General features: G+C 41.2%; 9 protein-coding genes. 1 reads left to right on the forward strand and 8 read right to left on the reverse strand.

Annotated elements, in window-relative coordinates; genetic code table 11:
- Positions 1-54 precede the first annotated feature (54 nt).
- The 3 genes from L1286_RS12315 to L1286_RS12325 form a co-directional block, all read right to left on the reverse strand.
- Entirely contained in the window at positions 55-483 is a 429-nt protein-coding gene (locus L1286_RS12315; protein WP_235407348.1) for a CBS domain-containing protein, read from the reverse strand.
- An 88-nt stretch (positions 484-571) separates the two neighbouring features.
- Complete coding sequence (locus L1286_RS12320) at positions 572-1,597, reverse strand: isoaspartyl peptidase/L-asparaginase family protein (protein ID WP_235407349.1); 1,026 nt, start codon at positions 1,595-1,597, stop codon at positions 572-574.
- 208 nt (positions 1,598-1,805) lie between these two features.
- Positions 1,806-2,516 (reverse strand): SapC family protein, encoded by a 711-nt coding sequence (locus L1286_RS12325; protein ID WP_235407350.1) that lies wholly within the window; start codon positions 2,514-2,516, stop codon positions 1,806-1,808.
- A gap of 304 nt (positions 2,517-2,820) precedes the next feature.
- On the opposite strand from L1286_RS12325, the gene L1286_RS12330 reads away from it, so the two are divergent.
- Entirely contained in the window at positions 2,821-3,516 is a 696-nt protein-coding gene (locus L1286_RS12330; protein WP_235407351.1) for a DUF6445 family protein, read from the forward strand.
- Here the strand turns inward: L1286_RS12330 and L1286_RS12335 are convergent.
- The 5 genes from L1286_RS12335 to pgi form a co-directional block, all read right to left on the reverse strand.
- Entirely contained in the window at positions 3,513-5,057 is a 1,545-nt protein-coding gene (locus tag L1286_RS12335) for a tryptophan halogenase family protein (protein ID WP_235407352.1), read from the reverse strand. The genes L1286_RS12330 and L1286_RS12335 overlap by 4 nt on opposite strands.
- Before the next feature lie 298 nt (positions 5,058-5,355).
- On the reverse strand, positions 5,356-7,980 hold the full coding sequence (locus L1286_RS12340; RefSeq protein WP_235407353.1) for a TonB-dependent receptor: 2,625 nt from the start codon (positions 7,978-7,980) through the stop codon (positions 5,356-5,358).
- 793 nt (positions 7,981-8,773) lie between these two features.
- Positions 8,774-9,484 (reverse strand): 6-phosphogluconolactonase, encoded by a 711-nt coding sequence (gene pgl, locus L1286_RS12345; protein ID WP_235407354.1) that lies wholly within the window; start codon positions 9,482-9,484, stop codon positions 8,774-8,776.
- Positions 9,484-10,956, reverse strand: a complete 1,473-nt coding sequence (gene zwf / locus L1286_RS12350) for a glucose-6-phosphate dehydrogenase (RefSeq protein WP_235407355.1) — start codon at positions 10,954-10,956, stop codon at positions 9,484-9,486. Before zwf ends, pgl begins: the two co-directional genes overlap by 1 nt.
- A gap of 314 nt (positions 10,957-11,270) precedes the next feature.
- The gene (gene pgi, locus L1286_RS12355) at positions 11,271-12,917 is read right to left on the reverse strand and encodes a glucose-6-phosphate isomerase (protein ID WP_235407356.1); all 1,647 of its coding nucleotides are present in this window, start codon (positions 12,915-12,917) and stop codon (positions 11,271-11,273) included.
- Between the last annotated feature and the right edge of the window lie 372 nt (positions 12,918-13,289).

The raw sequence follows: 13,289 nt of genomic DNA on the forward strand, positions 1-13,289 counted from the left end.
ATCGCCGCGTAGTCTACCAAAACCTCGCGCTTCTACCCAAGTAAAAACAAACTTTTAAACAAATCTGTTCCCAGATTCGTAGGTGTCATGTAAATGTTTGTCAAAAGCGAGTAAAACATGGGCACGAGTAATCACCCCGATTAGCCTACCGTCTTCACCACATACAGGATAAAGTTTAGGTTTGTCGTTAGACATTCGATCAGCAATTTGCAGTATGCTGTCTTCAGGTTGAACACATACCGGATTTTTATTCATAACATCAGACACGATACTATGAGATTCGTTTTGATAGGTTGCTTCTAACATTTTTTTTATACAGTCTTGCTCAGATAAAAACCCTATCACTTTGTGGTTATCATCCAGTACAGGCCCTCCAGACTGACCGCTTTGTAATAATTTCTCTACTGCCATTTCAATGCGCATACTCGCATTAAAAGTGACCGGTCTATGATTTAAATAGTCTGCTACTTTAACTGATTGCATTATTTATTCCCCCAAATAAAACGCCAGCTACATTTATAATAGTAGCTGGCGTTGATAAATTTGCCCAAGAATCAATAAGCGTTTATTTTTACTTGAAAATACCGACAAATGTTGGGGCTATGCTCGACTTGCTCGCTCGATACATTCCCTTGGTATTAAATGGCATACTAATGTTGCCATCGGAATCGACAATAATAACGCCACCAGTTCCACCAGATTCGTACATAGGTCCAAAGATCACTTCTTTACCGGCTTGCTCAATGGACTTGTTTTGATATTCAACACGTGCACAAATATCCGCAGCCACGTTATAACGGATAAAATATTCACCGTGCCCCGTCGCTGACACCGCGCATGATTGGTTATCGGCAAACGTACCTGCGCCTATGATTGGTGAGTCGCCTACGCGCCCGAAACGCTTGGCAGTCATACCGCCAGTCGATGTCCCCGCAGCAAGGTTCCCGTTTTTATCCACCGCTACCGCACCGACAGTGCCCACTTTAAACTCAAGTGGCAATGACTGATGCGCCGCTTGATAATCTTTTGTGCCACTTTCTTTTTGTTTTAGCTTTTCTTTGGCACGCAATAGTGATTTATATCTATCAGGGGTGTTAAAGTAATCAGACTCAACCAACTCGACGCCCTGTTTTTTAGCGAATTCCTCTGCACCTTGTCCACTGAGCATCACATGTACAGAATTGTCCATAACTTCCCGCGCAAGGTTAATGGGGTTTTTAATGTGCCTAACACCTGCGACCGCGCCTGCTTGTCGATTTCGACCATCCATTATCGACGCATCAAGCTCATGGTTTGCTTCATAGGTATAAACCGCCCCTTTTCCAGCATTAAAAAACGGAGAGTCTTCTAGAATGTTGATCGCTGTTGTTACGGCATCAAGGCTATCACCGCCACTTTCTAGTACCTTATAACCTGCCTCAACAGCCTCTTTGAGCTTGGCACGATATGCCTGTTCTTTTTCTGGTGTAAAACGGCTTTTTTCAATCGTCCCCGCACCGCCATGGATTGCAATGGCAATTGGCTGCGCTGCTTGTTTAGCTACAACACTGGCTGAGGCCATTGCCAATATCAGTCCCACTAGAGATTTCTTATTCATTATTGTCCTACATAGAAGTTGCCAATGGCTACACCTTGCGTGTAAAGCGAAGGTTAAGCAAACTTTTGCGGTAAAACGTGACAAAAATGTAAAGCGTGCGGAATGTCAGGACGAAAACTGTCAAACCAGTGAAGTGATATGATGGGCATAAAAAAACGCTTGCAAGGCAAGCGTTTTTTACTGTGTCCAGGTGTTGGACACTTTATAATTAAGCTTCTTGTAGAGACGCTTTAAGACGAGCTAGGCGCGCTACTTGGTGCGTAGAAGTTAAAAACGCAAAAATAGGAGCTAGATAACCACGTTTACGCAGTTCAAGGTACTCTTCGTCGCTAAGTTCGTTTAGCTTACGCTCATCTACTAGGTAAATGCCGTTGATGTCTTTTTTCTCACCCGCGATGTCTACAGTTAGCGTCTGTTGTACAAGCAGCTCTTTGTCAGCTAAGTACTTAGTGAAAACTTCTGTCACACGAGCAAACTCAACATAGTTCACTAGCGCTTCTTTTCGCGCTTGAAGATAATCAGTTTCTTTGCCATCTGCAAACAGAGCATTACCTTCTTCTTCGCTTACAAGTGGACTTGCTTCGTCAATAACGATACCAAACTGGTCTTCTTCAGGGTGTTTAACCAAACCAAAAGGATAGCGCGCTGCCGCAAGCGGTGCGAAACCTGCTTGCCACTTGCCATCTTTAACATATAAGTTTTCGCCTGGCTCTAAACCAAATAAAGCAACAGCTTGGAATTGGCCACTTTCCGTGTTTTTAACAAACGCCATTGGAAACTCAGTTGCTACGCGAGCAAACTCATGAGCAACAACAGGGATAAGGTGCTGTGATTTCAAAAATTCAACATTGATGCCATTTTTAACTTTTATGTTGGCATGCTTTTCGTTGTGTAAAGGCTGCACTTGTTGCTCCGCCATAATACTACTCCATTCAAATTCGTAATTTTTACTTTTAGTGGCCCTAAGGCTAATGGTTTTGGGACCAAAAGAAAAGCCCTTATAGCGGGAATTTTTACATTTACGTCCCTCATGTAAAAGCTTTTCGCTATTTGCCTCTTTCTCGTACTTTAATTGTAAAAACACTGAAGGCAAATTGCGCTAAACAAACTGTGTAGAATTTGATAAATTGGGAACAGTCAATTACGAACAAGGCCCACAGCTTACGCAACATAAGCTGTAAACTTTTCGCACCCAACACGTAACTTTATTGAAAGGATGCACAGTGGATCAAGACATTATGAATTTAACCCCTACCGATAGCCACACACCTATTTGTTGCTTGAGTACGGGTCAAGAGAGTTTGAAGTGGAAGAAACTTGCATCAGATTACAAACCAGACTGGGTGAAACCGATTAATAGCTACCCCGGATTGTGGGCACGCGTTCCAGACAGTTATTACGATTTTATTAGAGAAATTATGACTAAGATGGCGCCTTTTTTCGGTTTAGATGTAAACGATGTAAAAAGAGTCAGCGCAAACTATGCCGTTGTAACAAAGTCACAAACCGAGCTAGGCCCATACCAAACGATCCCTCACTTTGACAATTTGAATCCAAATCAAATTGCGTTGGTCCACTATTTATGTGATAACCAATTTGGTGGGACCGGCTTTTACAAGCATCGAGCAACTGGGTTTGAAGAGATTACGACCACAAACCATGACACTTATAGAGATATATTAGACACAGAGTTGCAGGCAAAGCCTCTAGAGTCCCCCGCATATATCAGAGCGGATCACCCATTATTTATGAGAACCCAATATTTAGAGGCGCAATTTGGCGACATCGTTGCTTTTCCGAGCAACATTTTACACTCTGCATGTATTGTCGGTGAGCCCCCCAGCGACAAATCGCTTACTGAAGGCCGCCTTACAATCACAAGTTTTATCGTATTTGGTCAACGTAGCACGCAAGCCTAACTTAGCTTGCGTACTTTTTCTAAATAATCACGATGAGAAAGTAAATTGTTCTTACAGTACTGAACCCCTTTTTCAACTTCACTGCGTAACTTGTTAACGGCATCTATCTTCTGATACTGTGCATGGCGCCCGCTGAGTCGAGTTTCAAAGTTCATTCCATATAAAACATACAAGTAATTGCTGACTCTAAAAGAGTCTAGGGTATGCCTAAAATCGAATTGAGAAGGGAGTTTACTGCGCCACATTTCAAGCTTTTCAGCAAGCTCTGTCGAAATAGAACACGGATCCCTGTTGTCTATCCAAAACTGTGAGTCATCTCGCTTTGACAAATAGTAATGGAGCTTTATAAAATCGGCTGTTGATTCCCACATTTGACAAATATCTTCGTTAAATCGACGAGCACGTAAAGGCATATCTGTTTTTAAATCAGGTAGCGCCTCTGAAAACATTCTCGCAGTCACGTCAAACATTAGCAGCCCAGTCGCCTCCAGTGGTTCAACAAACCCTTGTGAAAGCCCCATTGCGACGCAGTTTTTAATCCAAGCTTCTCTTTGGTAACCCACTTTCATTGAAATTTTTCGTGGTGCAATATCTTGCGCCGACTGGCCAAGATAATTAGCCAATGTTTGCACAGCCTGATCTTCAGACTGATGGTTACTAGAAAACACATAACCAACCCCTTTTCTCTGGGTAAGCCCGATATCCCAGATCCATCCATGTTTCTGTGCCGTTGAAATGGTAAAGGGTGGTATTGGGGTACTATTGTCTTCATAAGGAATTTGAATTGCCAGCGCGGTGTCCGTAAGCAACACGTCACTTTTATCTACAAACTTTGCCCCCATGCTTTTTTCAATAAGCATGGCTTTGAACCCAGTACAATCAACAAAAATATCTCCACCTATGACACCTGCTGAATCAGTTTCAAGGTGCGCAATTTCGCCATTGTCTTTAAGGTGAACCTGCTTCACATTCGCTTTGACATTTTTAATACCCAGTTTTGAAATACCATGTTCTGACAACATCTGTGTAAACTTGCCCGCATCCAAGTGATATGCATAGTTAAACAGGCCTGCAAACTCCCCATCTCGATTCAACTTTGGTGCCAAACCAAGCTCACAAATATGAGACTGAACTGACACTAAATCAGCGTAATGGGTTTTATTGAGCTCTATATCAGACAGCCAGTACGGCGTCGGATTAAAAGGGTTGATATTCGGGAAATCGAACAAATGGTGATAAAAAGTAGACAGACCATCTTTGGGAGGAAGCTCCCAATCTACAAATTTGATACTTTGTTTGAATGTCACGTCACAGCGTTGTATAAATTCTACTTCACTAATACCAAAATATTTTAGCGTATCTCGCATCACGGGTACGGTCCCCTCCCCAACCCCTATTGTTGGGATATCTGGAGAGTCAACTAATGTGACCGAGATGTCTTGATTTATTGCTGGTTCTAATTGTTTTGCTAGATGGCAAGCCGCCAACCACCCTGCCGTGCCTCCGCCAACAACAACGACTTGTTTAATCTCACCGTTCATATCTCACCGTCGAATTACCACTTCCGATTAAAGTGTCTATAAATTTTTGTTAAAAAAAACGCCAGCTACTACCTTACTACAATTTATCTGTGAAAAGGGATAGATCGCACTTTAGCGCTGTTAAGGTTTTAACCTGCAAGCATAATTAAATGTTTTTATAAGTCGGGGTTAATATCAATTTCGTAAGATGGCTTTTTGAACCAATAAAGCCGTTGACATACCTTGCGCATAATTAGTTTGCTTTAGTAAAAAAAAAGCCCCAGTAAAACTGAGGCTATATCATTCTAATGACTAAAACTTAGAAGCGGAAATCAATCGCTGCTGAGTATCTAGCATCGCCTTGATAAGACCAAGCCGCAAAGCCGTCGCGTAATTCAGTTTTCGAACCAGCTGGAGATACTGCTGGCCCGTATTGAACGCTGTCTTCTTCAGTTAGGTTAACTGCTGCAAAACGTAAAGTAATGTTATCATTTACGTTGTAACTTGCTGTCAAATCAAGTGTACCAAAGTCATCATGCATACGGTTACCGTAGAAACCAGTCTCACGAATCATGTACTTAGAACGCCAGTTATATGCTAGACGAACACTTAGGTCGTCATTTTCATAATAACCAACTGCGTTGATTGTATTTTCAGAGCTATCAGAGAATACACCTACTGCATCAACAAAGTTAGATGGGTCAACTGAACCGTCAGCATATGTATAGTTGAAGATAGTACCGAAACCACCACCTAGCTCATGCTGGATTTGGAATTCGATACCCGTGATATCACCACCTTCACCATCAATTCGGCTATCAACCTGCCAGCTGTCTTCACCTGTCACTGGGTCTACAATGCCCACTGACTGGTTAAGTAGTGTAGAACTTGTAGTAAAGTTGCTCACATCTTTGTAGAAAAGCGTTACAGCAACCATGTTCGCATCACCATAGTAGTACTCATAACCTAAATCAGCTTGAGTTGCTTTGTATGGGTTAAGTGCTGGGTTACCACGTGTTAGCGTTTCATTGCCACGCTGAGTATCACCGTAGCCACTGATTGCTGTCGCAGCGAACATATCATCGTAATTTGGACGTGAGATTACCTGCGCGATTGAGAAACGTGCAATGCTATCTTCAGTAACGTCATATGCTAAGTTGAAGCTCGGTAAAATCTCGCTGTAATCACCTTCAGTCTTCACGATATTCGTGCTTAGACCATTGTTTTGTGCAATGTGAGGTGCAACAAACGCAGGATCTGGCGCGTAGAAGCTTGATGATGCATCCGTTGAAATGTAACGAACACCAAAGTTACCGCGGAAGTTTTCACCTTGGTAATTAGCCATTAGGTAAATAGCGATATTTTCTTCTTCAACTGTAGAGAAACCTGAACGGTCTTGATACCAAGTATCGAACGTTGCTTCTGCATTTGAACGCATAGCAGCAATATTCGGTAGAGGAATAGCAATAGCATCCGTACCTGCCGCATCTACTGCGCCCCAATATTCAGTTGGGTTGATTGTATTGTGTGCTTTGTGTGTAGGACGGAATGAGTTTTTCTCTACCTCATGGTCAGTCCAACGAAGTCCACCTTTAACACTTGTGATGTATTCGTGATCAAGCTCGAAAGTAACATCAAGTTGGAAGTATGTCTCTTCGTCTTTATTTGGTGCCTTTTGAGAAGCCCAGTTTTGAAGTCCACGCCCATCCCAGCTTGGGTCAAATTCAGAGCTGTTCCAACCGCCTTTAGGTAAAGTAACTGTTGATGCTTTACCAGAGTTATCGATAACCATACCGTTCAGGTCATCTGTAGTACCTAGGTAAGTTGCATGGTTAATAGTTAAATCAGTACCACCTTCTGCCTCTGTCATACCTACGCGAGCTTCTACTTTAAAGCCGTCGCCTTCATAGTTGTATGCAACATCAAATACGTCAGAGCTCATTGAAGCAAAACGCGCAAATGTTTGAAGGAAAGTTCTGTTTGGCGCTGGGTTTTCAGCTGTATTTGAGCGTGTCAGACAAACATCCGTCGCTTCAATTTTCGCTGTACAATTGCCCGTGTTAGAGAACAAGAACAAGCTGTTGTTGTTGTTATCCGCTTCTAATTCTAGGCTCATGTAGTGGAAAACTAGCTCTGAATTGTCATTCAGTGCTAGCTGAGCAGTTAAGTCGATAGATGTTCTTTCACGCTGCTGTTCGAAGTAGTTTACTGACTCTGCGCCGTCCCAACCATATGAAGCTTCGTTACCGCGACGTACATAAGTTGTATCTTCATAACCGATTGCGCCTAAGATACCGAAAGTCTCATCAGCGTTTTTCCAGCTATATAGACCAGAGAAACCAGGATCTGTTTCTTCAGACTCAGTTGAGTACTCACCTTCTACAGAGAAATATGCTGAATTTGCATCTAAATCAAGAGGCTTACGTGTAATTACGTTAACAGTACCACCTACACCACCTTCAACTAAGTCTGCTTGAGATGACTTATAAACTTCGATAGCGCCGATCATTTGAGGCGGAAGAAGAGAATAGTTGAAGCTACGGTCAATTGCTTGTTGGTCATACCAACCTGTTGACGCAACTGATTGTCCGTTTAGTGTAGTTAAAGTAAGTTGGTTAGAAGCACCACGAATTGATACTTGCTGGCCTTGACCAAACTGACGGTTTACCGCAACACCAGGGATACGACCTAATGCTTCACCTACATCGCTGTCAGGAAACTTACCAATATCTTCTGCAGATACAGCATCTACTACGCTATTTGCAAAACGTTTTGTGTTAATTGATTCCTTTAAAGAGCGACGAATACCGCGTACTTCAATTACTTCTACGTCTTCTTTAACTTGATTGCCGGTTTCAGCAACTGCTACACCAGATACGCCTGCGGTTAACGCAAGACCAATGTTTGCAGCTAGTAAACTTTTCTTAAAATTATTAGCTAACACAGGATTCCCCTTGAATCATTTTGTTGGTTTTTAAATCACTTCTGCCCAGTGATGATGACAACGCTGTCATCTAATAACAAACCATACACCCAAAATTACATAATCGCTACATGTTTTTTGCCTTAACACTTTAAAATTTTTCATTTCAAAAGCTAAAACATTAAAAAATAAGAGATTATTCTTAATTTGGAGATACTTTGTTACAAACGAGTATTAATATACCACAGGAAATGTATAAATCTGTAGTTTATGAGGTGATTGATACAATTTTTTTGTATCTATTTTAAGAACTGCGTGATTTTAATGCAGCTTTTTGAAGAGTTTACCAAATAGTAGCCTGGGCAGAAGCTGTTCAAGGTGATAAACATTCTCAATGACAACGCTGTCATTTTAGTTTATTTGAATGCGCATGTCTAGTAAAAGCTGAACTTTGGCAATACTTGCGACAACATTAATAAATGGAAAATAAGTAACTTTAAAATTAATTAGTTACCGAACAAGTCACACACAAGAATTATAAAAATATCAATAAACGATCAAGTTTTGCGCTTTTTTGAATCGCAATTCTTTATAACAATTAATAATAAAGTATGTAAGAAGGAGCGAGTACGGCCTTTTTTTGATGCCACTGCACAGAATATTGATGAGAGATGCCTAAAAAAACAAATGAAACAATGTACTGAGTACACCAAGACATGTTGTAAGTATTATAAATTGAAAGAGGTTGTATAAATGGGTGGATTTGAACAAAAAGAAAAGCACACTATTGGTGTGCTTTTCTATGATTAACCAATTATGGACACCAAAAAACACTTAGTTTTAGGTCAGGTAGTCCCAATACAGCCCGAAGTGGCACATCAAGTGCCGAACCCGGTTTTTTCGCTTCTTCATAAATGTCACGCTTTGCGTTACCACTGATCAACAAGATTGCATGTTGAGTATTTGCTATTCCATTCAGTGATAAGCTCATTCTCTCTGTAATGCTGCCCGTCACTTCACTTTGAATAGCATTAATAGCACAAACCAACTGCTCCGTTTCCAATGCTGCTTCAAGGCCAGCTGCATTTGGGAATAAAGAGGCGGTATGACCGTCAGGCCCCATACCTAAAATAGTTACATCAAAGGGCTGTTTGAGTGATTGGTACTGATTTTCAACTTCATTTCTGCCCTGCTCTGCAGACTCAGCGCTATTTTTCATAGTCACAAAGTGTGCTGTTGCCGCATTGTTCTGTAATAAGGTGGCGTTTATAAATGCCTCGTTTGACTTTTCATGAGATGGTTCAACCCATCTTTCATCAACCATAGCAACCGTAACTTTACTCCAGTCCAGCTCAAGGCTTGATAGTCGCTTATATGCAGGTGCTGGAGATGAGCCGCCTGACACGAGCATGCTAGCTTGGCCATCTTTGTTCAATGCTGAGCTCAATGTATTTTCAAGCAATGACGCCAAATGTTCTGTCATTTCGTCTTTAGAGTCGAAAAACTTTTCATTCAATAAAGCCATTAATTCTTCTCTCCTACGTTGAACCAAGCATGGTTTTTCTCAGCGAGTAGCTCGTCTGCAGACTCAGGTCCCCAAGATCCGGCACGATACAGTGCAGGCGTTCCTTTTTCTTGCCATCTCGCAATAATCGGATCAATCCACTTCCAAGCTTGTCTTACTTCATCTCGGTGGATAAATAACGACGGGTTATTTGCCGCAGCATCCAGCATTAAGCGTTTGTATGCATCAGAGTGGAAACCATTACTATATTTTTCACTCAATTCAATATTCAAGGTAACAGGTTCAAGCTGCATCTCTAAGTTGTCTAGACGCTTTGACATCAGCGTGAGTTGGATGCTTTCTTCTGGTTGTAGTCTGATAATCAGTCTATTTGGTAGTATTGGCCCCACTTTTTCGTCATAAACATTGTGAGATACCGGTTTATATTCAACGACAATTTCTGCACAGCGTTGTTTCATTCGTTTACCAGTGCGCAAATAAAATGGCACACCAGACCAACGCCAGTTCTCTATGTGTGCTCTAATCGCAACGAATGTTTCGGTCGTGCTCGAGCCTTCACCCAGCTCTTCCAAATAACCAGGTACAAGATTGCCATTCAAATCACCCGGTACATATTGCCCTCTGACAACATTGTCATCAACCAATTCATCCGTAAGTGGTCTAAGTGCTTCTAGGACCTTTAACTTTTCATTACGGATGCTGTTTGCGTTCAGTTTATGTGGTGACTCCATCGCAACCAAGCACAACAACTGTAGAAGGTGATTTTGCACCATATCACGCAGTGCACCTGCTTTATCATAAAAACCTGCTCTGCTTTCAAGTCCTACTGTTTCCGAAATGCTGATTTGAATATTATCGATCGTTTTCGCATCCCATAGGTTTTCAAATAAAACATTCGAAAACCTAAGCGCCATCAGGTTTTGAACCGTTTCCTTACCTAAGTAATGGTCGATCCTAAAGATTTGGCTCTCCTCAAAATATTCTGCGATTTTTGAGTTAATTTCTTCAGCAGACTCACCGCAATAACCAATCGGCTTCTCGACAACTACACGAGAATTTTTAGAAATGAGGGATTTTTTAGAAAGAAGTTCACAACAGGTGCCGTAGACAGCGGGAGGAAGAGATAGATAGAACACACGAGATTTGTCAGCTTCATCTGTATCGAGTATCTCTCTTAACACGTCCCAGTTATCATCAGCCTCAGTGACGTTTACTACAACTGGCACTAAAAATTTAGCAAACTCATTCCAGTCTTTCTGATTGTATTCGCCGTTACTTAAGTATTCTTGTAGTGCTTTGTGTGCCGTATCAACATAGTCATTTTTTTTACTTTCTTCTCGAACCGTCGGCAATATGCGAGTACCCTCAGGCAAGTTGCCTTCTTGATATGCTCGATACATTGCGGGCAACAATTTTCTCAACGCTAAGTCGCCGCCCCCACCAAAAATTACGATATCAAAAGGATTAAGCATAATTATATCTCACAAGGTTAGGCGCGCGATCATATTGAGGAGCGAACACGCGCGATAATCAAAACCGTTTGGTGTTCAAAGGTGAATAGACCAAACTCTACTTCTTTTAGGTTTGAATTCGTTCGCAGATTATTTTACTTACTTAGGGTTGAGTACAAAAGCACATTAAGTAAGTTGTATTCAAATTAAATAATTAGTCAAAATGAGTCTTAGGGGCTCTGTAATTCCTCTCACAAAAATACAGGCCCTAAGTACTCCAGCGCTACCCGTTCAAAGGTATTCTTTTCACATCAAGTTATTATTGAACAACTTGGTTAATTGTTTCTTTTTTGCTTGTAGTAAGCAATTAGTCCAGCTGTCGAGCTATCGTGCTCGTGCGCTACATTCTCTTTAGTAAGTTCAGCTTCAATATTATTTGCCAAACCTTTGCCAAGTTCCACGCCCCATTGGTCAAATGAGCAAACGCTTAAAATAATGCCCTGGCAAAAAATCTTATGTTCGTACATGGCGATCAATCGACCAACGGCTTTAGCATCTACCTTGTCTAAAACAATTGACGTTGTTGGTCGATTTCCTTTATGTATTTTATGAGCTACTAACTCGTTTATTTCTTCTTCCGTCTTACCTTTTGACTGTAAGTCGTTGCGAACCTGTGCTTCATTTACACCAGCCATCATCGCCTCAGTTTGCGCCAAGAAGTTAGAAAGTAATACATCATGATGCTTGCCTAACGCAACTTGCGGCTCTACAGACGCTATAAAGTCAGCCGGAACAATTACATTACCTTGGTGTAAGCATTGATAAAATGCGTGCTGACCGTTAATACCAGTCATGCCCCAAATAATTGGCACAGTCGTGTATGGTACAGTTTGACCATCAAATGTTACATGTTTACCGTTACTTTCCATTTCGCCTTGCTGAAGATATGCAGGTAACATATGCAACGCTTGATCATAAGGTAAAATAGCCTGCGAAGTATGACCTAAAAAGCTGGTATTCCACACGCTTAGTAATGCCATAATCAACGGTATATTTTGCTCAAATTCTGTATTTTTAAAATGCTCATCGACTTCAAATGCGCCTTCAAGCACTTCAACAAACTTGTCATAACCAAGGTATAGGGCAATTGGTAAACCAATGGCGCTCCAGAGAGAAAATCGGCCCCCTACCCAATCCCACATCGTGAAGACGTTTTCGTCCGCGATGCCAAATTCGCGCGTTTTTTCTAAGTTTGTACTTACAGCCACAAAATGTTTTGCAATCGCTTTTTTATCTTGCGCACTGTCTAAAAACCAACTCACTGACGAACGCGCGTTGTTCATTGTTTCCGACGTGGTAAACGTTTTAGAGGAGATCACAAACAAAGTGGTCTCTGCGTCGACCTGCTTAAGGACTTGTGCTAACTGTACACCATCAACGTTGGAAACATAGTGGACATTTAATGTCTCATCGGCGTAGGCACTTAAAGCTTCTGTGACCATTTGTGGGCCCAAGTTAGACCCCCCAACACCGATTGCCACAACATTTTTCACAGGTTTGCCTGTGTAGCCTTTCCATTCACCGTTTCTCACACGGTCTGAAAAGCCTTTCATTTTTTCAAGCTCTGATTGAACTTGTTCTGTCACATTAACGCCATCAACCAAAATGGGGGTATTGGCTCTATTTCTTAGCGCAACGTGCAGCACAGCTCGGTCTTCAGTAAAATTAATCTTTTCACCTGAGAACATTTTATCTCGCCAAGCTGCGATATCTGATTCTTTCGCTAGTGCAACTAGTTGCTCAAATGATGTGTCGTCAATCAATTGTTTGGAGAAGTCAAAAAGGACCCCAGGAAGATGTCTAGAAAATTTATCAAAACGTCCTGAGTCATTGTCAAAAAGCGTTTTTAAGTGTTGCTTTTTAAGTCTTTCCGACGATGCTGTTAATGCTTGCCAACTTGGTAAAGATGTACGGCAATTCATATTTTTTCCCCTAGCGATGATTGTGTGCAAAATACCTAGATCACACACATAAACATAATCGAGCGTTAACCATAAGTTAAAATGACAACGCTGTCAAACATCATGTTTTTCATTTTACTATCCCTATAATAACTGATTTTTTATTTTTTGACACCGGTATCATAAAATAATTTCAAGATATTCAGTTGGAGTTAAATTTACGGCTCAATACTAATCAAACTAATTTGATCGTTTCCTGAAATGCTGAAATATACTATATTGCGTTTTAATTATTAAACGTGTCATTCGTTTCAAGTGTTAAGCCCACTAATTTTCTAGGCTAAACCAAAGTTACCCATATTTTGGCGAAACTAACGCCTTTTGATTTCATAG

It is taken from the genome of Pseudoalteromonas sp. SMS1 (genome assembly GCF_021530565.1).
Classification (GTDB): domain Bacteria; phylum Pseudomonadota; class Gammaproteobacteria; order Enterobacterales; family Alteromonadaceae; genus Pseudoalteromonas.